A 21,815-nucleotide genomic window follows, 5' to 3' on the forward strand; every position below is an offset into this window, starting at 1 on the left:
TTTGCCCAAAATTGAGTAATTAAAGGAATCGGGGTCTCAACCTGAAATCGGATGTTAAGCAAACCCCATTATTTTAACCCGCCAACTGATGAATGCTGATACCAGAATAAAAGCACTTATGCCGAAATGTCAGTGATGTTGAACGGGCATGTTTTGAAGATGAGATACAAAAAGGGTAGCTAGCAATAAAACGGCATATAACGCTAGCAAGCCGGCCACCGTCTGTCGTAACCCATTGCTTTTAAGTGCAGACACCAACCACGATGCCCCGATACTTGCAGCTAATAAAGCGGGTAAAGTGCCCAGACCAAAACATAACATGATAAGCGCGCCTTGCCGGGCATCACCACTAACCATAGACCAACTTAATGCTGAATACACCAGCCCACATGGCAGCCAGCCCCAAATCATTCCGTAAGGCAGTGCAGCTACGGGGTGCCTGAACGGAATAAATCGCTTTGACAATGGTTGGATGCGTATCCAGACTTTTCCACCCAGCTGTTCCAACTTGCGCAACCCTAGCCACCATCGACCCAGATAAGCTGCCATGGCCAGCAACAATATACCGCTTGTGAGTTTTAAAAGCGGCAGGGCATGGGGCAAACTCATCACAGAAAGTTGTCCCAATGTCCCTGCCAAAGCGCCAAACAAGGTATAGCTGATGATTCGTCCGGCGTTGTAGCTAAGCGTGTAGGGCCAGTGATTGTCTTGTTCAGGTGTGGCAAAACGTAAAGCTGCGGCTATTCCCGAGCACATTCCGATACAATGAAGTCCTCCGGCCAAACCAATAAGCAACGCTGAGAACAGGTTAATCTCGCTCATAGTCTCGATCATAGTCTCGATCATAACCCTGGTCATGGAGTGCTTTTCGCTCGTCTGCGAGTTTTTTTTCTTCTTCAGACAGGTCGTCGTCAAATAAAATGCTATAACCCTGCCGATCCAAATCTTCAAATTGTTTGCTGCGTACTGCCCAAAAAAACACAGCAATAGCAATAGCTACAATAATTACAGCTAAGGGGATAAGTACATAAATAATGTTCATATAGATGTCTTTATCAGGCGGGTCGAATTTACTATCACAATAATACTACTTAACGACATACCTACAACTGCCATCCAGGGTTGTAACAATCCGCTCACCGCCATAGGCAATATGCCCGCGTTATAACTTAATGCCCATACAAAATTCTGGTGTATAATGCGTTTTGTTTGAGCGCTTATCTGAAACAGCAAAGGTAATGAGGTTAAGTTTTCGCTTAAAAAGATAATATCCGCACTGGCTTTGGCAATATCAGTACCATTACCTACAGCTACCGATACATTTGCCTGACTCAGCACTGGCGCATCATTTATGCCGTCGCCCACCATCATTACCTGATGACCTGAGTGTTGCATCGATTGTAGCTTCGCCAGTTTGCCACCGGGACTAAGCTCACCGTAGCCTGTATTTATGTTTAGTGTCTTTGTAACCGTGGCTACATTAGCCTGGCTGTCGCCACTTAATATACAGATGTTTTTTGACGCCAATGAGCGCAGTACAGTTTCTACGCCGGGTTTTACCGAGTCAGTGATACGCCATGCGCCTATGGCTTTGGTATTACATGTCATTACAACATTTGCGCAAAATGGCAACGCAATATCGTTTGTACCGGTAAAGGCCGGTGAGCCTATTTTATATTCATCACCTTTATAGGCAGCGGTGAGCCCTTCACCCGGCGACGAGATAACCTGAAGATCGAAGTGACCATATTTTGCTTGCGGTAACGTGGTAAAGGCTGAAGCAAGAGGATGCTGCGACTGCATTTCTAAATGTGCAGCCAGACTTAATGTCTGTTCTTTTTGGTCGGGGTCTATAAACCACGACGCCATAATTTTAAAATTACCCTGGGTGAGCGTGCCTGTTTTATCAAAAACAATGGTATCAATATTTGCTAACGACTCCAGAATATCACTTCGTTTGAGTAAGACACCATGCCGGTTTAGTTTTGCCATCGCACAGGTTAACGCTGCAGGCGTTGCAAGACCCAAAGCGCAAGGGCAGGTGGCTACCAATACTGCCACCGCTATCCACAATGCATCCGGGTTTTGTTGCCAGTACCAGTAACCATATGAGGCTGAAGCAATAATTAAGACGGTAAAGACAAACCCGGTCGCCAGCTTGTCGGCCAGCTGTGCTACCGCCGGACGGCTGGCCATAGCCTGACTTTGTAATCTGACAATCTGACTGATAAGCGATGCATTTAACGTAGCACTGACCTTTATCTTAAGGCTTTGGTCGCCATTGAGCGTCCCCCCGAATACAGCATCGCCAGAGTGCTTGGCGATGGGGGTTGATTCACCCGTTAGCATAGCCTCGTCTATGTAAGAGCTGCCTTCATAAATACAGCCATCGACGGGGATTATTTCTCCCGGAAGCACCAGAATGCGATCGTCCGGATTTAGTTTTCGCGCCAGAACGGTTGTCTGACCACTGGCTTCAATTTTGGTCGCCGAGACCGGCATATATTTAAGCATGTTGGCCGATGTTTGCATTGCCTGGTACCGGCTTTTATGTTCTACAAACCGGCTCAGTAATAACAAAAAGATAAACATGCACACAGATTCAAAAAACACCTGTCCGACTTGCTGCCAGGTGGCCCAGGCTCCGGAAATATACGTAATTACTATGGCCAGAGAAACCGGGACATCCATATTAACCGTGCGTGCCGCCAACGCTTTAACAGCGCTGCTATAGAACATTGATGCACAATAAAACACCACCGGTGTGGTTAATAATAAGGCTATCCAATTAAAATATTGGCGGGTGAGGGTGCTCATGTCACCCAATAGGTCAAAATAGTGAGCTGCCATCAGCATCATTACCTGCATGGTCATAATGCCTGAGAGGCCTAATTTTTTCACAAACTGCTGCTGTTCACGATGATACGATGCTTCATGTTCGTGAGGCTGAAAAGGAAAACCTTTGTATCCTATACGTCCAAGGCGTTTTAGTACTTTACTTAATCGGGTTTCATCCGGGTTCCAGCTTATCAATGCGCGTCGCTGAGACACATTTACCGCCACCTGCTTTACGCCAGGCGTTTTTGCCATTTGTTTTTCAATAAGCCAGCCGCAGGCCGCGCAACTGATACCCTCAATAGTTAGCTCAATTTCGCTCAGCTCTCCATGCTGATATACAAATTCCTGCTGAACATCAGGCTCGTCAAACATTACAAGCTCTGCAGGGACAGGGTCTGTAGTTTTAGCCGATTCAGCAGGTTGGGTCCGAAACCGGTAGTAATCTTCTAAGCCGTTGGCCACAATCGCTTGTGCAACAGCCTGACAACCGTAGCAACAAAAAGATCGCGTTGAAGCTAACACCTTTTCTTGTATTGCCAAGCCATTGGGCACAGGCTGGTGGCAATGAAAACAAATATCAGTTTGCATCAAGGATTGATTAAAATGGGTTTTTCTTGAGGTAAAAACTGCACGGTTTGTAGTTTCCAGACCAAATCCAGCGGCTCTATGGTAACGCGCCATTTTCCGGCAAGATCATGTTCAAGAAAGCTTCGATAAACGCCGGTAGCATCACGGCTCAGCAGTACTGAAACATCGCGTTCTGCCAAAGTGGTATGATAAAACGAGAGTCTGATTGCAGTTCCGTTATCAGGTGCGCCGGTTATAAACCGTAGCGACACGCTTCCTTCATTTATATCCAGTGAAGTACTGATGTTTCTGACTTTTGCTTCCTGTTCGCGGGCTAATGTCGCGTTAATAACACGACCTTCTTTATAGTAATCATCGACTACCAATGTATCCTGGGTGTTGATCGCCAGGTACAACAATACCCCTCCCATAATTAAGGTAATGAAAGGAACGACTATAAAAAACCAGGGCCAGAATTGTTTGTACCAGGGATCGTGCATAAGGGGCTATAAATACCGGTTTAAAAAATACTCAGAAGCGGTTACAGCGCAGTATCATTAAAACACTGCGCTCTAAACTACCTATAATTGTAGGTAATCCACGCGTTATTGCGGTTGATTGGATAAACTGTAAACGTAAGCAGCGACCACATGTATTTTGTCTTCGCCCAGTGTGTCTTTAAAGGCGGGCATCACGCCATTACGACCATAGTTCAGGGTCTCGGTTACCGCACGTTTACTGCCCCCATACAACCAGATATTATCAGTTAAATTAGGCGCCCCGAGTATCTGGTTACCTTTACCGTCAGCACCATGACACGCCGAACATACTGCAAAACGAGTTTCTCCTTTCGCGGCCAGGTCCTGATTGACTTGTCGGCCACTTAGACTAAGAACATAGGCGACCACTTCATCAATACCTTGTTCGCCCATGGCATTTAACCAGGCCGGCATCGCCGCCTGACGACCATTGATCAGTGTTTCTGTGATTTTTGCACCGCTGCCACCATATAACCAGTCATTGTCGGTAAGGTTTGGAAAGCCACCATTTTGGCCGCGCGCATCAGAGCCATGACACTGAGAGCAATTTTGTAAAAATAAGCGTCGACCAATCTTTACCGCATCAGGATTGTTTGCCAGTTCTTCTACCGGAGTTTTTGCAAATGCTTCAAAAATCGGGTCAAACCTTTGTGCGGCCTTTTGCAGAGCTACATCGTATTCAACATACATGCCTTCCTGCGCCGCATCCAACCGAGCCTGCTCAGATTCAGCTAATGACTGAATATTCTGGTTAGAGCTTTTCCAACCCCATAATCCCTGGTAACTGCCTAACCCCGGGTACAAAATTAAATAGATAAACCCAAACACAATGGTGACATAAAAAAGTATGGTCCACCATTTAGGTAAGGGGTTATTGAGCTCTTCGATGCCGTCAAAGGTGTGGCCCATACTTTCACCTTCTTTTACATCAGTGAAATTAGTAAGACACCACCGCAACAGGAAGTAACATCCAATAATGGTACCCAGCGTAATTACCGAGATCCAGATTGTCCAAAACATGCTCATGAGCTCAAGACTCCCGCTTCTTTTTGTCTGATTCCTGATGGTCTTCGTCTGCAAACGGCAGATTGGCCGCGTCATCGAACTTTTTCTTGTTTCGACTACTGAATGCCCACCACACCACGGCAAAAAAGCAGATAAAAACCACTAATGTAAAAATTGTTCCTACAATGCCCTGATCCATATTATTTCAAATGCGTCCCGAGTGATTGTAAATAAGCAATTAGCGCTTCCATTTCCGTTTTTCCGGCTACTGCTTCTTTAGCACCGGATATATCTTCTTCTGTATAAGGAACACCAAACCCCTGGAATACCTGCATTTTTTTAGCGGTAAGCTCACCGGTTAGTGTGTTTTCTAATAACCATGGAAAGCCGGGCATATTAGACTCGGGCACTACATCGCGAGGGTTTCGCAAGTGGGCTAAATGCCATGCGTCACTGTAACGTCCGCCTACGCGGGCCAGGTCGGGTCCGGTGCGTTTAGAGCCCCACAAAAACGGGTGCTCCCAGACCGACTCCCCGGCCACACTGTAGTGGCCATAACGTTCGGTTTCTGCCCGGAAGGGGCGAATCATTTGCGAATGACACCCTACACAACCTTCGCGAATATAAATATCCCGACCCTCTAACTGCAAAGCGGTATAGGGGGTAAGTCCTTCCACTGGCTCCATGGTCTGCTGTTGAAACATCAGCGGTGTAATTTGTACCAGCGCGCCCAGGCTAATTGCTACTAATATAAGAATAGTGAGTAAGCCGACATTTTTCTCTATTAACTCGTGAGGATTCTTCATTCGTCAATTCCTTATTATGCTGGCTGCGTAGCTGCGTCGGCGGCAATGCTGCCCTTAGGCGCACGAACGGTTTTCCAGGTGTTGTAGGCCATAACCAACATGCCTACCACCACAAAACAGCCACCAATAAAGCGCACAACATAAAATGGCTTAGAAGCCTCTAAAGACTCTACAAAGCTGTACGTTAACGTTCCGTCAGCATTGACTGCCCGCCACATCAAGCCCTGCAATACCCCCGAGAACCACATTGCCACGATATAAAGCACTACACCGATAGTGGCTAACCAGAAATGTACATTAATCAGGCGTACGCTATACATTGCGCGTTGACCAAAAAGAATCGGGATCAGGTGGTATACGGATCCGATGGAGATCATCGCAACCCAGCCCAAAGCGCCGGAATGCACATGTCCAATTGTCCAGTCGGTATAATGAGACAACGCATTGACGGTTTTTATGGCCATCATTGGGCCTTCAAAGGTAGACATACCGTAAAAGGTTAAAGAGACAACCAAAAAGCGCAGCACCGGATCGGTCCGTAATTTATGCCATGCCCCCGATAATGTCATGATGCCGTTTATCATTCCGCCCCACGAGGGCACGAACAAAATTATAGACATCACCATGCCTAATGACTGGGTCCAGTCGGGCAGAGCGGTATAGTGAAGATGGTGTGGGCCAGCCCAAATATACAACGAAATAAGGGCCCAAAAATGCACGATAGACAAGCGATAGGAATAGACAGGCCGTCCCGCTTGTTTAGGTACAAAATAATACATCATACCTAAAAAACCGGCGGTTAAGAAAAAGCCTACCGCGTTATGGCCGTACCACCACTGCATCATCGCATCTACTGCTCCTGCGTACAGCGAATAAGATTTTCCAAACGAAACCGGTATCGCCATACTGTTGCCAATATGCAGTATCAATACAGTAAGAATAAATGCGCCAAAAAACCAGTTGGCAACATAGATATGACTCACCCGTCGAATAATCATGGTGCCGAAAAAGTTTATACAGTAAGCCAGCCAGACCAGAGCAATTAAGATATCTATTGGCCATTCCAGTTCGGCGTATTCTTTTGACGTGGTTAACCCCAGGGGCAGGGTAATAATGGCGCTGACGATAACCGCTTGCCAACCCCAAAACGTAAATGCCGCAAGTTTGTCACTGAACAGTCTGACCTGAGAGGTTCGTTGCACCACATAATACGAGGTGGCAAATAATGCACAACCACCAAACGCAAAAATAACGCTGTTTGTATGTAGCGGTCGTAATCGTGAGAATGTAAGCCAGGGCAAATCGAAGTTCAGAACCGGAGCAAATAATTGAGCGGCAATGAACGCCCCCAAGCTCATCCCTACGATACCCCAGACAATGGTCATGATGGTAAATTGCCGCACAACCTTGTAGTTGTATACCGGCTTTTCCTGACTGATTTCACTCATTTACTGGCTCTTCCACTTCAAAGTAACAGGTGTCAATAACACCAGTTGTTCACGTTTTAAACGAATCAACAATTACGCGGATAATAATGTGTCTGTATATAAAAAGATACTACAAACCGTAGCATGTTTGTGCAGTCGCTAAAAAAATAGTTTGTGTTAAAAAATTTGGGAAAGGTGTGAAAGCTGTACAGGTATTGTTTTGGCCTTAATCTGCTTGCTTAAAGCTGGTAATTTATAGACAAAAAAAAGCTGCATTAAAATGCAGCTTTTTACTTTTAACCAGGCAAACTCGATATTACATCTGAGCTTGCAAATAATTGGACAGACCCAGCAATTTAATAAGGTTTAATTGTTGCTCTAGCCAGCGAGCATGGTCCATTTCTGTGTCATCAAGCAATTCTATTAGCATATCTCGGGTAACGTAATCACTTTCTTGCTCACACAGCGCAATCACTTCACGTAGTTTAGCATCAACTTCGTATTCTACACGCAGGTCACTTTCTAACATAGCTTGAACATCATCACCTATTTTAAGACCGGTGCGCGTTTGCATGTCGGGTTTGCCTTCTAAAAACAGCATCCGCTCAATTAGCTTTGTCGCATGACCGCGCTCATCATCAAATTCATGATCGATGCGCTCATACAGTTTGTTCAGACCCCAGTCCTGATACATTTGTGAATGGATAAAGTACTGATCCATAGCGGCTAGCTCGTAAGCCAGCAACGCATTTAAACCGGAGATTATGGTTTGATTGCCTTTCATTATTTGTCTCCTTTTACTTGAGCCTGAAGATAATTTTCGAGTCCCATAGTATCAATCTGATACTCCTGGGTTTCGAGCCAGTCCAGATGGTCTTCTTCGTATGTAAGTATGCCTTCAAGTAATTCGCGACTAACATAGTCTTGTTTTTCTTCAGCCAACGCGATGGCTTTTCTTAATAAGGGTAACTGCTCGGTTTGAAAGCGCGTATCGCACCCGATCATTTCTTGCGGTGCTTCACCAATATACAATTTTCCGAGCGCCTGAAGGTTTGGCAAGCCTTCTAAAAAAAGAATTCGTTCGATTAGGTCATCAGCCTGCTTCATATCCTTAATCGATTTTTTATAGTTTTTACTGTTCAGCTGTTCAAGACCCCAGTTCTTGAACATGCGAGCATGCAAAAAATACTGATTAATGGATGTAAGCTCGCTCGTCAGCACTTCGTTGAGCATGGCTATAATTTTGCGGTCGCCTTGCATGTGCAGATCCTCTCGATAAATGAGATGAAAAGTATAAGCGCTTCTGTCTTATTAGTCAAAAAAAGGCTTTAAAACAATAACATACTAACGATAATGGTTATCACTTAAACCTTTGTTTTTATTTGTGAGGAATAATAACGTCCTGATTTGCATGAACATATGCAAGGCTCTCTTCAGCAAAGCCTAAACCGGCTTCGGTGAAAAAGTTAAATACCTTATCGACACCATGCTCCAGCAGCGCATTTACTTCATCTTCATAACGCGCTATGGCCGCCACTTTTCCGGTGTAGCCCGCAAATTTTAATTGACGGGTTATATTGATGGCATCTTCAATTGACGGTAAGGCCAGTAATACCAAACGCGCTTGAGAAATATTAAGATTTTCCCACATATCGATATCTTCGCCATCACCGCAAATAACGTTTAGTCCCTTTTTTCGTAATCGAACCGTTTTGGGACGATCGGCATCCATTCCGATTACATCGCTGCTTACCAGCTTGCTTAAAGAGCGATAAGCCCCCAGACCCACCCGGCCCATGCCAATAACCAGAAAATGCGCATTATCTAAACTCGGGTAAATATCTTCAGATAAGCGTTTATCACGTTCAAACCGGGTAATGCTAGATTTAATCTTTACATATCGGCTATGGGAGTTTCGGTAAAGTAAACTGGTCACCACAAACGAAATAGAAACGCTGAGAGCTAACACCACAAGCCAATGCTCATCTAATAACCCCAGCGACACGGCAAGCGCGCCGATAATTAACCCAAATTCACTGTAGTTTGAAAGCACCAGGCTGGTAAGGTAACTGGAACGGGCCCGAAGTTGTAACAGCGTAAATAACCCAAAGTACATAATGGCTTTTACCGGAAGCAGTAAACAAACGGCAAGGGATAATAACAGCATGTTCATATCGGGCAGTGCGGTCAGCCCTATGGATAAAAAGAAACCAATTAAGAACAGATCTTTAAACGCCAGCAAAGATTTAGACAACTCCACCGCTTTTGAGTGACGGGCAAGTAAAATGCCTACGATCAAGGCTCCTAAGTCGCCTTTGATATTCACCAGGTCAAACAGGTGGTAGCCGCCTAAAGCCAGGACAAACCCCGTAAGGGGTAATAATTCACCGTGCCCGGAACGGTCAATGACACGATTGATAAGAGGCAGAGCGGGAACAAGTGCAAACAGGCCAATGGCCCATAAAGAGGGAAGTTTACCGGTAACAGCAACCATAAATACCACAGCAAACACATCTTGCATGACCAATATACCAATGGCCAATCGACCATGGCGGGTTTTACTTTCACCGCTTTCCTCAAGAACTTTGATTACACACACCGTGCTTGAAAAACTCAGCGCGAATGCTATCAAAGCAGCTGTTTGCCAGTCTATAGCGCCGGTGGCCGTACCAAAGACAACACCTAAGGCCATAATTACCACGCCGGCTACCACCACCCACAACATGGTAGTGGCGATGCTACCCAGCCAGACTTCGCGCTTGCTTAAGTCTTTTACATTCAGCTTTAAGCCAATAGTGAATAGCATGATGGTAATGCCCAAATCTGCAATGTCCTGCAAATTGTCCGTCATACTGTAACCCAGCGCGTTCAGTACAAAACCGGCTGCCAGGTAGCCCACCATGGGTGGAATGCCAGCAAGTTTAACAGAAAGACCACAGGCAAAAGCAAAGAGCAGAAAAATGTATTCCATTTGGCAGGTAACGTCCGGTAAGAAAATTAAAAAACTACATTATTGTAATAAACATCAGGCGGCATTTTTTGCGCGAAGCCGATGTGAAAAATGCTGTATACGCTGATAGGTTCGGCCCGGTGCTTCGAGCATGGGCATGTGGCCTACATCCTGAAAAACCTCATAATCACAAGATAAGCACGCTAACCAGTTGTCTAACGCCGAGGCGTCTAAAATAGCATCTTTTGCGCCCCAGATGATAAGAGTGGGAACCTGAGTTTTGCCAAGCTCTGTCTTATTCATATAGCCTGCTTCCGCAAAATCGGCGAAAACCCGCTGATAATCTTTAACGCGACGTATATGTTCGTCAGCCAGCACATCTTTTACCACTTTTGGGATGTAAGGACGAGAAGTCATTGTCATGGCAAAGAAACGATAATAGGCACGTCGGCGCGTGATAAAAAAAGGATTCTGGCCTTTATCTAATAATGTATCCAACCGACTCTTTTTAACAGAAGGCAGCCCGGCTGGACACAGCAGAATCTGCGCGTGAACCGCGGAAGGTTTGTAACGTGACATCCACGCGCTGATGTATCCGCCCATTGAATTGCCAATCAATGTTGCTTTTTGATAGCCCAAACGCCAGATTAAGGCATTTAATATGACTGACTGAGCCTCGATGGTGTATTTCCACTGGTCTGAAAAACCGGTATGTCCATGGCCCGGCAGGTCTGGAATTACCAGGTGATAGTCGTCTTTGTACAAGGCGGCCAATGACAGCCAAACTGAGCTGTCGGCGGTAAAGCCATGTATCATCATCAACAACGGTTTGTCTTTATTCCGGGCGCCTTCAGTTTCTAACACACTTAAGCTGATACCGTTTATCGAATAGCGCCGGCGTACCAGGTTTGCTTGTTTATAGGCTTTTTGCTGATACGCGTTAAGCAGCAACCGCCCTAATCGTGGGTAGGTATACCAATAAACAACAACTAACAGTATGACAAAGACAAGCCAAATCCACATATGAGTTTGCAAACTCCAAGAAAGGTGCGGTAATCGCGCAAAAAGAAAAACTGACCCACTTAAAAAACTGATTTACATCGAAAACCGTGGTCAACAAAGCGTGTAAAGGCTTTTTACCATATGGTCTGTAGTGATGAAAGGCACAGTCGGGGAATTAATACAATTTACGTAGAAGATACAATTAAGAATCAGTAATAAAAGGTTAATTCGGTGTCATATATGATCCTGGGCTTATATCAGTTCATACCGATTGAACAAAAATAAGGAGTTTGCATGCGAAGAACAATGTTAACCGTTGTTACCGCGGTACTAATACTTAATATTGTGATTGGTCTGATATGGCCCCCGGCGCTCTGGCTGCTGATAATAACGCTGACTACCACCATTGTTACCTGGCGTGACGCTATTCAGTTACAGCATTCTATATTGAGAAACTATCCTGTGATAGGTCGCATGCGTTGGGTCATTGAAAGCACTCGTCCTTATATTCAGCAATATATTCTTGAAAAAGACACTGAAGGACGTCCGGTAAATCGGATGTTCCGCTCTATTGTGTATCAGCGGGCAAAAAAATCTTTGGACACCCACCCTTATGGTACACAAATGGATACGTACGCCAGTGGTTATGAATGGATAGGACATTCGTTATCCGCGATGAATCGTGAAGAAATGGACAAGGACCCCAGAATTATAATAGGAGGGCCCGATTGTAAACAGTCTTACTCGGCTAGCTTGTTGAATGTTTCAGCCATGAGCTTTGGCAGTTTAAGTGCAAATGCAGTTGAGGCGCTGAACAAAGGCGCAGCCAAAGGGCAATTTGCGCAAAATACGGGGGAGGGCGGCTTAACACCGTATCACCTGAAGCATGGTGGGGATATTATCTGGCAAATTGGTACCGGTTATTTTGGATGCCGAAACAAAGATGGTTCATTTAATGAATTGGCTTTTGAAGAAAAAGCCGGTCATGACAATGTTAAGATGATAGAGATAAAATTGTCTCAGGGCGCCAAACCTGGTCATGGAGGAATTTTACCCGCACATAAAAACACCGCCGAAATTGCCAAAGTAAGAGGGGTTGAACAAGGCACTACGGTTGAGTCGCCGCCCCGACATACCGCATTTTCTACCCCTAAAGAAATGATGAGTTTTATTACCAGGTTACGCGATCTGTCTGGGGGCAAACCAATTGGGATTAAATTAGCATTGGGCCGAAAAAGCGAGTTTATTGCCGTGTGTAAAGCGATGCTCGAAACCGGTATAAAGCCTGACTTCATAACTGTTGATGGAGGTGAGGGAGGTACTGGCGCTGCGCCGTTAGAATACTCAAATTCTGTTGGTTTTCCATTACGTGAAGCGCTGGCATTTGTCGATGATGTATTAACGGGTTTTGGTTTTCGCGAAGATATTAAAGTTATTGCTGCAGGTAAAATTTTTACCGCGTTTCATATGGTGCAAAATTTAAGCCTTGGGGCTGACCTGTGTAACAGCGCCCGGGGCATGATGCTGGCGCTGGGTTGCGTACAGTCTTTATCATGTAACACCAACACGTGCCCCACGGGAGTCGCTACGCAGGATCCTAAACTTAGTAAAGGGCTAGATCCTACGGACAAAGGGGAGCGGGTACGTAACTATCATCATAAAACCGTGGAGTCGCTAATGGATATTTTGTCTTCCACCGGACACAGTTCGCCCGATCGCTTAAACCGGACGCATATATTCAGGCGAGTAAATCAAAGTGAAGTTAAGCGTTATGATGAGATTTTTCCGTTGGTTAAACGTGCAAGTTTGTTAGAAGATGACTTGCCTGAATCCTTAAGATTGCATTTTATGGAAGCCAGTGCTGATAGCTTTATGCCTTCAAGTCACTTAGCTGATATTGAAAAAGAAACAAAAAATGTAGATGAATAAATGCGTTAAGTATTATAAAAGCTGGCGCTTTGTCACAAACTATTGCATTATTTAAACATAATAATAAAAAGAAGACCGGCAGTAACCAAAGATATGTATTTGGTCAGCACGCGTTGTAACTCTTATCAAAGTTGAAACGTGTGTGTCGGTGGTAATAGGTATTGTATGTTTAAAACCAAGACCGCGGGCTTTTCCCGTTTGTATTATGCTTCAAAGTATTCCATCAATGGGCTGAAACTGGCTTTTATTAGCGAACCTGCTATCAGACAAGAACTTGCGGCAATAGCTTTACTTTTGCCGTTGGCGTGTTATCTGGATGTTTCATTAAGTGAAAAGTTGCTTATGATCATGAGCCTTTTTATTGTCATTATTGCTGAGCTTCTTAATTCTTCCATAGAAGCATTAGCAGACAGAGTAAGCGATGAGGTACATATTCTGATTGGCAAAGCAAAAGATATAGGGTCTGCTGCTGTGTTTGTGAGTTTGCTGCTGGTGGCAATAGTTTGGGGCTCAGTTTTACTTAAAATTTGAAAGCCACCAAGACGATAGGCATCGTCTTGGCTTGGTAATAAAGGCTTAAATGATAAGTTAAAACGACGCCACTTTTTGCCCTTCAGGCAATTTAGCATTCAGCATGTCGGTGACGGTACTTTCGATTAGCTTCAGGTGCGAACTGTGAACGCGTTTTTCAACGGGTTCGTCAAAACTGACGTTACTAAACACAACATCTTCGCCACTTGAAGTAACTTTTACCGTAAGGTGGTCGTCCGTCCCAGCAACCGGAACCCGAATACACAATGGCTCGTTGTGTGTTTCAACGTATTTTATTGCTTCCTGGGCACTTGAAAATGGTCCTTTTTTCTCTGGATGAACCTTCCAGTGGGCAGACTGTTCTAACACCCCGATTAGTGTTTTAGCGTGATGCTCATCAATCTCGTATGACATCAATATTATTCCTTATCTTATACAATTAAAGTGGGTACGCTGAGACCAGAAAAACAGATTTAAAGCACATAATGCTTGTGTATAAGTGCCAGCGTATGTCATGTGGTAAGCTTAAATCTATAACTTGAACAAACGCTTGTCGTTCGTCATTACTTCACCCTGCTTGATAACAAAATCTCCTTTATAGGTGTTGTCTTCCAATGTCAGAACTTCCTGTTTAATTTGTTCTGCTAACACCAGGCTTATCAGCGGGCTTGATTCGGCTAACTCTTTTGCGATAGATATCTCTGCAACACCATTAATTTTTTGACCTATCTCGCCTTTGTCATAGTCAGCCGCTTTATGCCTGGCCAGTTTTAAATCGCCGGTTATAGATATAGGTTCGTCGTTAAAGTGAAATCCAAATTTTTCAATAGTGATATTGTGTTCACGCTGCCCGAAGATATTAATAGCGGAATCAAAAGCTTTACCCTGAGACTGCGAGTCCATAGTACGCAATGCACTTAACAATTCAGGGCTAAGCTGATCAATACTGATGTCAGCTTCAACATTGCTGATCACATCTTTGGTGGTGCCGGTACTTATGTTATCAATATGAAATTCGTACTCTAATTCATATAATGCATCTTCTTCGCGTTCCATTTCAGTCGAGACCATTATTTTATCTATAAGTATCTCACTGGGTAACATTGCAGAGGCGTTACTTACAATTTTTATATCAGTTAAATCGATGGTCGACTCACCTGTAAAAAAATTTTTGTCTTCAAGTTCAGCTTCAGCAGTATACTGGAACCGGCCAAGGGATATATCAGTGCCGGTAGAGCTACCGGTCAGTGTCATGCCTTTCCAATTGGCCTCAATTTCGTACTCAGACATCTCTAAATTAGTTTCGCTGTATATGGATGTAGGAGCAAGGACCAGTTTTCCGTCAAAATCGTCTATCACGGTTTCTTCAGTGGTCAGAAAGCTTTCAACACTATTGAATAAGACATTAGCAGACCAGCCGGCTTTGTACTCAACAGGGTAAGTTTTGGCCATATTGATTGCGGCAGAACTTAGCGGCTCAAGAGCAGTGTCGCAGGTGATATAAAAAGGCAAAAGGGTACAATTGTTAAGCGCATTAAAGGTTAAATCACCGTTTAGATTTAACAGCTGCAAGCGTGTGTCGTCGGCACTGATATTTATCTCAAAAACATCGCTGGCGCTAAATATGTCTCGCTCTGCAGGCTGGTGGGCTAATGAAACAGATTTTCCACGAAGTTGTTCTTTCAGCTGCTTGACCTGAGCATCAATACTCTCCTCATACGCAGCTTTGGTATAGAACTGGCCCGCAACAATAATAACCACTAAACCAATCCCACCCACGATTGCTTTGTTTTTCATAATATTCCTTTCATCAATAAATCCAGTGAATCAATACTATTACTATACGAAGAGTGAGCACGACAGATCCAATTAAGAGCAACGATGCGATTGCATGGTCAGTGTTGGGGACTGTGCGTGTCCACATAACAACGCCTTGGCAATGGTTGTTGATAAATAATCATTAACTTCTAATCCTGGCAATGTCATTAGGGTTGTGCTGATTAGTGAGGGGGCACCGATAAAAATAGGTGATGGTTCGTGGGTCCCGATTGCTTGAAAATCCTGGTTTACGCGTAAATCGAGACTATCAGGCGTTGCCCTGGATTTATGCGTTAAAAATCCTGCCCGTAAAAGAGGCTGAAGCATAGTACAGCAACTTTCAAGGCTATCACCGCTGGTGCAATCTACATATAACGTGCCTTTTGTACAACTTACAGAAGTGCTAAGTATTTTAAATTCTGTTTTCGGAATATCGCGCTGCTGCAATGACAAACATCCGGCTTGCAATAGGGCATGTATTTTCGCTGCGCTTTGCGATGGTAAAGCGGCATTAGCTTTTGCAATGAAAGGCTTTAATACTTGTTGGTAACAGTCTAAATCGTGCTTGTTCAGCAAATGAGAATAACGATGTAAAACATTACCAAAGCATTCTAATACGCCTTGCCAGTTTTCAGTAGATTCGCGGTTCACTGAGTAACTAAGAACTTCGACTTTTAGTAATGTTTCAACATTTAGTTTTTGACGGTTAGATAATAGGTATTCCACTACTTCTTCAATATTCTTGAACCTGACCTGCTGATAAACCGCCGGCGCATTATGTGCTAAAAATTCAATAAACCCCGTATCAAAAAGAGTTTGAAGACAAATCGTATTGTCTTTACTAAGCTTTTCTTCAAACGCCTGAGCAATGTCGCTTTGTAAATCTAACGAAGCAAACCAGGGCCCAGGAAAGCGACCTGAGGTAGAAAACATTGTAATGTGCAATGGGGTTCGGGACTCGTAGTGCAGGCCGTAGCAGTTTTCGATGAAATAGCCATGTTTTTGCGCTACCGCTAATGCGCAATCTATCGCCGTTAACGAAGCTCCGCGTATTATTACCTGAGAGCATTTACGATCTAATATGCGCTGTAAGGGATAGGGTGTTTTGAAATAATGCGCAAATGGAGGGTGGTTGCCCTCACTTTGGCTTCTATCTATGGTGCCATGCCCGGTATTTATCACAATCTGACTAAAAGCACCCAGGGGCCGGCTGTGGTGATACACCAAAAATTGTTTATCTCCGGCTGGTTCAATTCGGGTAATTTCGCATCGGGTTATAAGAGTGACATAGGGCTGTAAAATACGTAAATAGTAGTGAAACGCATCTTCAAAATATTGTCCTAACAGGTACCTCGGTACAATATTTTGCGTGTTTTTATCTCGGGTAATATAATTTTTTTCGCACCAACGGCAGAAAGATATGTGCAGTTCAGGCACCTCGTCTTCGCTCAAATTCGATAGCATTTTATACTGACTGGAATAACTGCTGTATGGGGTACCACGTCCAATGACATCAGAGCTTTCAAAAATAGTGACGGTGCCATTTAGCTTGGTGCGCTGACGGGCCAGGGCGGCAAGTAGATACACGGTTGCCGGGCCTGCACCAACAATAGCAACATTTAGCGGTATGTTTGAAGATTCAGGGCTCATAGAGTACGTTTTTAGTCACAATAGAATGAGTACACCTGTATATTGATACTGGGATCATCAAAAGTAGCGAAGGTTGGAATTACCCACCCGCGGATTCAACCCCGAAGTGCACCACTCGCTAAATTAAGCCGCGCCACGTAATTTATCAAACACCACTGCTGGCTGTTTATATCCCAGGCACTTTCTTGGCCGAAGGTTAAGTGCCCGTTGAGCGTCTGCAATTTGCTTGTCTGTAACTGTCCGTAAATCTGTGCCCTTTCGGATGTATTGCCGCAGCAATCCGTTGAAGTTTTCGTTTAGGCCGCGCTCCCACGATGAGTATGGATTAGCGAAGTAGATGTCCGTTTTTAGTTTATCCGCTACCAGCTCATGTGCGCAGAATTCTGCGCCGTTATCGGCTGTAATCGTCCGGACATGGCGACGGTAGCGCCATAACATGCCAACCATTGCCCGTCCTACATCTGCAGCAGTTTTTGCTGGCACTTTGCGTATCAGGTACAGCTTACTTTTTCGTTCAACCAGGCTCACGATGGCACCTGTGCCGTTCTTGCCTAATACCGTATCGGCTTCCCAGTCACCGAACCGTTTCTTCTTATCTACTATGGCAGGACGGCATTCAATGCCAACCCGATTCGGAATAATAACGCGCTTCGCGTAGCTGCCTTTACGGTATTTACGGTGGCCATGTCGTAACTGCTTGTAGAGCTTTCCACCGCGCAATTTATCGCGCTGTACGAAGCCGTAAATCCACTCATGACTGACGATATGACCAATAATTTTGCCCACGCCTGCAATCTGTTCGGGGCTCCACTTCGGGCAGGTAGTGATTATCCCTTATTCTGTTGCGCCGGACTTCCCGACTAATGGTGCTGTGACTCACCTTCAGCCGTTTCCCAATCTCCCGATAGCTGAAACCCTCGCTTAAGTAGGCTTCGATCTGGTATCGTTGTCCTTCGATCAACTGCTTGTATCTCATGGTAACTACTCATGTTTTTTGGCGATTACAGAGTACCACCAACAGGCAGTTGATCTCTTCTCACCGTTTAACCATGAGTGGTGCACTTATTATCTGAATTCGGGCCTATTATGGAACCTTTTGATACAAATGAAGACGAGGTAACAACAATTGCCATTTTCCCGAGCGGGTTTTAATGGGAGTTCTTTCATAGTTTTTAAGCTCTGAGACTTTAGGACGATTTTCTGCATTAGTCAGTAAAAAAGGCAAACCGGCACTGTATCCGAGCATTTTGCCCTCATTATCTCGTGCTGAGCATTCGGGTCTTAACTTTATAGGTCGTCGGATGCTCAGTTTTAAAGCGGCACAACCTGCAACCTGCTCTTTTTCTTTTTCTAACAGGGCGTACCATGAATACTGATTGTGTTTTGCCGGTACGGTTGCTTTGGCGCGCTCAATACGCTCTATCCAGTTTTCTTTAGTGTCGGTCTCAACTCTTGGTCGTCTGGACCAATTGAAATAAAATGCCTTGTAATTTCCTTGAAAGGTATACACTTTCCGATAGGCCATAGTGGTGATGAGATAATGAAATCTATCATGCACCTCAAAAAACTTTTGTTCTGCGTCATTGTATTTTTGCACTTCAGCTTTAAAAGCGGCTTTCGCTTTATTTAGCTCTGTAACTACTGCCGCTAACATTGTGTAGTCGCATGACAGTGAAATAAGTCCGGGGTACTTCTGAACAAACCGTCGACTTAAGTCATTTTCATATACATACATGTCTTTAAAAGCCTGAGCGGCCATGTTTACCGCCTGCTGACCTACTATGGTAGTGACGTTAATAGAGTCGTAGTCATCATCAATAATCTTTTGCTCTTGTTCTTTGGTAATTCGGGGCAAAGCAAACATAACTGCGTTATTAGGTTCGCCATACTGATGCACAAGTTGGACAAGAGCATCACTATGTTCTTCAATTTTCATCATATAGTAACGAAGCAGATTCATAGGATATCTTCACATGCTGTATATATATACATGTTAAAATAATAGATGGTAATATACTAGTGTAATTAACGATGTATCAACGGCTGATAGTTTTCTCCATTGAAATTTACGGCACCATACCATAGGTATATTAAAACTAATAAATGCCGCATAGCGGCACAAAAACTGTCTGTAGGGGAGACTTTAGAGTTCTTAAGGCCAAAACCTTCTTCAAAGGAAATAGCAGGCTTTGAAGGAAAACCATTTCCATGAATAATCATAATAAAGGGGGTTAGTTGGACAGGCAAAAAAAAGCGATCAAAATGTATAAACTTCTGGTTTACTGAAAATAGATGACTCGAGCTATAGAACGCAAATTTACTAATAATCGTATTTCTTATCAATAACCTAAAAGCTATTGCTTATAGCAAGAATGATAGTTTATAAACGCTGGTTTTAACACGGGTACGCGAAGTATCCTGGCTTGGAATATGGCATAAATCCTACTAATTTAGCCGATGCTGGACATCTTTTAGACAAACAGTGCATTTTTGCTAAAGCGGTAAGGCTAAAACTAAGTTAAATACGTAATTACCCCACATTCATAGATACTTCGAGGTAATAGATGAAAACAGTTGGTTATGCAGCACACGATTCAAATGCGCACATGGTGCCATATCACTTCGAACGTCGCGATATTCGTGACAACGATGTTGCAATAGAAATACTTTATAGCGGGGTTTGTCATTCCGACTTGCATACTGTAAACGGCGACTGGGGACCCCAGTCCTATCCGCTTGTACCCGGACATGAAATTGTAGGTAAAGTGCTGGAAGTAGGGCCAGACGTAAAAGGTTTTGAAGTAGGCCAGCATGTGGCCGTTGGGTGTATGGTCGATAGTTGTCAGCAGTGTGACCAATGCGACAACCACGAAGAACAGTACTGCCGAAACGGTATGACACCCACTTATGGTGCCCCTGATCGCATTGATGAGACAATAACCCAAGGTGGATATTCTAAGCATATTATTGTGCGCGAACAGTTTGTGCTGCGCTTGCCAGAAGCATTAGACATGGCTAAAGCAGCCCCTATCTTGTGCGCCGGAATTACCACTTACTCGCCATTGCGTACATGGGATGTTAAAGAGGGCAGCCGGGTAGGTGTTATCGGACTGGGCGGCTTGGGTCATATGGCCGTTAAATTGGCTGTAGCCATGGGCGCTGAAGTGACCGTAATCAGTCGTTCTGATGCAAAAGATGAGGAAGCAAAAGAGTTAGGAGCTTCTGGAATTTTGGTGTCTACCGACGAAGAGGCGATGAAAAAGTCGGCCAATGCGTTCGATCTTATTTTAGATACCGTGCCGGTAAAGCATGACGTTACCCAGTATGCGCCCCTACTTGATGTAGATGGTTCTTTGGTTATCGTAGGCCAGGTAGGTCCATTAGATGAGCCTTCTACTATTCCACTGGTTACAGGGCGTCGTCGTATTGCTGGCTCATTAATCGGGGGCATTAAAGAAACGCAAGAGGTGCTTGATTTTTGTGCTGAGCATAATATTCACCCTGAATGTAAGATGATTCGACCAGAAGAGGTCAATACCGCTTACGAGCATTTAGCTAAAGGCGATATCGCGTATCGATTTGTAATGGATATGTCATCACTAAGCGTTGATGCATAAACCGAAGCGCGTACATTCGCTTTTTACCATAAACCGGTGCCAGCCTAATTAGGTTGTCACCGGTTTTTTATGCGTACAGCGATTTGATATCAATTCTTTAATCTACCGTCCTAGTTTACTTACCTGTATGCCGAACCCTAAGCATTCTGTTTATCTAACTCTTCTTCGTTACAAAGCCTCTAGAACGACCACTTGCGTTCATATCCAACATAGATAAGGGTGACAAACCGGGTTTCGATTAACAATATCCGATACCAACCGCTGTATTTTAAACGCTGTTTAATATGGACTTAAGTTTTGAACAAATAGGGCGGTTGACGGGCATTTTCCAAAATTTTGAATCACCTCATGCAATAAGTTCTCGCGAAGATAAGGCGAGAAGATTCAATAAAGTCAGCTTGTAATAGCCGAACGAAGCAGTTTATATTGATTGTAATCAGTTAAATTTTATCCAGGAATTATCGATGCCTTTAGTTACACCACTTGCCGCTGACACCAACCCCGAAGTAGCAGAAATGGCTAAGTTTTTTAACGAAACTCTGGGTTTTTGCCCTAACAGTGTTTTGACCATGATGCATCGCCCTGCCATCGCTAAAGCCTTTATAAACCTTAATATGGCGGTTATGGAAAATCAGGGAAATGTGACCAGTGCTTTCAAACGTCTCATTGCCTACGTATCAAGCAATGTTACCGGATGTCGCTATTGTCAGGCTCACACCATTCGTGCAGCTGAACGCTATGGTGCTGAACAAAAACAGCTTGAAGATGTTTGGGATTACCAGAGTAGTTCTGCGTTTAGTGCTGCTGAAAAAGCCGCCTTAAATTTAACGGTAGCTGCATCTACGGTTCCTAACAATGTAGATAAAACAGTAATAGATGAAATGAAACAACATTGGAGCGAACAGGATACTGTCGAAATCATGGGTGTTATTTCATTATTTGGGTATTTAAACCGGTGGAATGATTCTATGGGGACCACTATGGAACCTGGCGCAATTGAATCCGGTGAAGCATTGCTGTCTGATACTGATTGGGAAGTTGGAAAGCATCGATAGTTACACGGGGTATATTTAGATTCAACAAAGTATGTTTTTTCATCCAATGTGAACCATTTGTTATTATTATCATTATTAATT

General features: G+C 44.1%; 20 protein-coding genes and 1 pseudogene. 4 read left to right on the plus strand and 17 right to left on the minus strand.

All coding sequences use genetic code 11. From position 1 onward, the window contains the following. Window positions 1-129: 129 nt before the first annotated feature. From JK130_RS07735 to JK130_RS07790, 12 genes are all read right to left on the minus strand, one after another. Window positions 130-822 carry a sulfite exporter TauE/SafE family protein gene (locus JK130_RS07735; protein ID WP_218353749.1) on the minus strand — a complete coding sequence of 231 codons (693 nt, stop codon included), beginning with the start codon at window positions 820-822 and terminating at the stop codon, window positions 130-132. Further along, window positions 809-1,042: a cbb3-type cytochrome oxidase assembly protein CcoS gene (ccoS, locus tag JK130_RS07740; RefSeq protein ID WP_218353750.1), complete on the minus strand. Its 234-nt coding sequence runs from the start codon at window positions 1,040-1,042 to the stop codon at window positions 809-811. The genes JK130_RS07735 and ccoS overlap by 14 nt, the downstream gene beginning before the upstream one ends. After that, window positions 1,039-3,426, minus strand: coding sequence for a heavy metal translocating P-type ATPase (locus JK130_RS07745; protein WP_218353751.1), 2,388 nt, complete (start codon window positions 3,424-3,426; stop codon window positions 1,039-1,041). The genes ccoS and JK130_RS07745 overlap by 4 nt, the downstream gene beginning before the upstream one ends. Then, the gene (locus JK130_RS07750) at window positions 3,426-3,905 is read right to left on the minus strand and encodes a FixH family protein (protein WP_218353752.1); all 480 of its coding nucleotides are present in this window, start codon (window positions 3,903-3,905) and stop codon (window positions 3,426-3,428) included. The genes JK130_RS07745 and JK130_RS07750 overlap by 1 nt, the downstream gene beginning before the upstream one ends. A gap of 105 nt (window positions 3,906-4,010) precedes the next feature. Continuing rightward, window positions 4,011-4,970 (minus strand): cytochrome-c oxidase, cbb3-type subunit III, encoded by a 960-nt coding sequence (ccoP, locus tag JK130_RS07755; protein WP_218353753.1) that lies wholly within the window; start codon window positions 4,968-4,970, stop codon window positions 4,011-4,013. Window positions 4,971-4,974: 4 nt separating this feature from the next. Continuing rightward, window positions 4,975-5,148, minus strand: coding sequence for a cbb3-type cytochrome oxidase subunit 3 (locus JK130_RS07760; RefSeq protein ID WP_218353754.1), 174 nt, complete (start codon window positions 5,146-5,148; stop codon window positions 4,975-4,977). 1 nt (window position 5,149) lies between these two features. Next, window positions 5,150-5,755: a cytochrome-c oxidase, cbb3-type subunit II gene (gene ccoO, locus JK130_RS07765; protein ID WP_218353755.1), complete on the minus strand. Its 606-nt coding sequence runs from the start codon at window positions 5,753-5,755 to the stop codon at window positions 5,150-5,152. Between the two features lie 14 nt (window positions 5,756-5,769). Next, on the minus strand, window positions 5,770-7,203 hold the full coding sequence (ccoN, locus tag JK130_RS07770; protein WP_218353756.1) for a cytochrome-c oxidase, cbb3-type subunit I: 1,434 nt from the start codon (window positions 7,201-7,203) through the stop codon (window positions 5,770-5,772). A 295-nt stretch (window positions 7,204-7,498) separates the two neighbouring features. After that, complete coding sequence (gene bfr, locus JK130_RS07775; RefSeq protein ID WP_218353757.1) at window positions 7,499-7,966, minus strand: bacterioferritin; 468 nt, start codon at window positions 7,964-7,966, stop codon at window positions 7,499-7,501. Then, a complete protein-coding gene (gene bfr / locus JK130_RS07780) occupies window positions 7,966-8,442 on the minus strand; it encodes a bacterioferritin (RefSeq protein ID WP_218353758.1) in 477 nt (158 codons plus the stop codon). Before bfr (JK130_RS07780) ends, bfr (JK130_RS07775) begins: the two co-directional genes overlap by 1 nt. Before the next feature lie 118 nt (window positions 8,443-8,560). Further along, window positions 8,561-10,153, minus strand: coding sequence for a cation:proton antiporter family protein (locus JK130_RS07785; protein WP_218353759.1), 1,593 nt, complete (start codon window positions 10,151-10,153; stop codon window positions 8,561-8,563). Window positions 10,154-10,207: 54 nt separating this feature from the next. Then, complete coding sequence (locus JK130_RS07790; RefSeq protein ID WP_218353760.1) at window positions 10,208-11,155, minus strand: alpha/beta fold hydrolase; 948 nt, start codon at window positions 11,153-11,155, stop codon at window positions 10,208-10,210. Window positions 11,156-11,428: 273 nt separating this feature from the next. Here JK130_RS07790 and JK130_RS07795 point away from each other — a divergent pair, with 273 nt between their 5' ends. Beyond that, window positions 11,429-13,063: an FMN-binding glutamate synthase family protein gene (locus JK130_RS07795; RefSeq protein ID WP_218353761.1), complete on the plus strand. Its 1,635-nt coding sequence runs from the start codon at window positions 11,429-11,431 to the stop codon at window positions 13,061-13,063. A gap of 165 nt (window positions 13,064-13,228) precedes the next feature. Further along, window positions 13,229-13,594 carry a diacylglycerol kinase gene (locus JK130_RS07800; protein WP_218353762.1) on the plus strand — a complete coding sequence of 122 codons (366 nt, stop codon included), beginning with the start codon at window positions 13,229-13,231 and terminating at the stop codon, window positions 13,592-13,594. 57 nt (window positions 13,595-13,651) lie between these two features. Here JK130_RS07800 and JK130_RS07805 read toward each other — a convergent pair whose 3' ends face one another. From JK130_RS07805 to JK130_RS07825, 5 genes and pseudogenes are all read right to left on the minus strand, one after another. Then, window positions 13,652-14,008, minus strand: a complete 357-nt coding sequence (locus tag JK130_RS07805) for a hypothetical protein (RefSeq protein WP_218353763.1) — start codon at window positions 14,006-14,008, stop codon at window positions 13,652-13,654. Window positions 14,009-14,125: 117 nt separating this feature from the next. Then, window positions 14,126-15,391, minus strand: a complete 1,266-nt coding sequence (locus JK130_RS07810) for a DUF945 family protein (protein ID WP_218353764.1) — start codon at window positions 15,389-15,391, stop codon at window positions 14,126-14,128. 72 nt (window positions 15,392-15,463) lie between these two features. Beyond that, a complete protein-coding gene (locus JK130_RS07815) occupies window positions 15,464-17,062 on the minus strand; it encodes an FAD/NAD(P)-binding protein (RefSeq protein WP_218353765.1) in 1,599 nt (532 codons plus the stop codon). A 123-nt stretch (window positions 17,063-17,185) separates the two neighbouring features. Continuing rightward, window positions 17,186-18,038 (minus strand): annotated as a pseudogene (locus JK130_RS07820) (IS30 family transposase). Between the two features lie 108 nt (window positions 18,039-18,146). Beyond that, complete coding sequence (locus tag JK130_RS07825; RefSeq protein ID WP_218353766.1) at window positions 18,147-19,022, minus strand: DNA replication terminus site-binding protein; 876 nt, start codon at window positions 19,020-19,022, stop codon at window positions 18,147-18,149. 604 nt (window positions 19,023-19,626) lie between these two features. Between JK130_RS07825 and JK130_RS07830 the strand changes: the two genes are divergently transcribed. Next, entirely contained in the window at window positions 19,627-20,679 is a 1,053-nt protein-coding gene (locus tag JK130_RS07830; protein WP_218353767.1) for an NAD(P)-dependent alcohol dehydrogenase, read from the plus strand. A gap of 464 nt (window positions 20,680-21,143) precedes the next feature. Beyond that, window positions 21,144-21,734, plus strand: coding sequence for a carboxymuconolactone decarboxylase family protein (locus JK130_RS07835; RefSeq protein WP_218353768.1), 591 nt, complete (start codon window positions 21,144-21,146; stop codon window positions 21,732-21,734). The last annotated feature ends 81 nt before the right edge of the window (window positions 21,735-21,815 follow it).

It is taken from the genome of Alteromonas lipotrueiana (genome assembly GCF_019249245.1).
GTDB classification, from domain to species: Bacteria; Pseudomonadota; Gammaproteobacteria; order Enterobacterales; family Alteromonadaceae; genus Alteromonas; species Alteromonas lipotrueiana.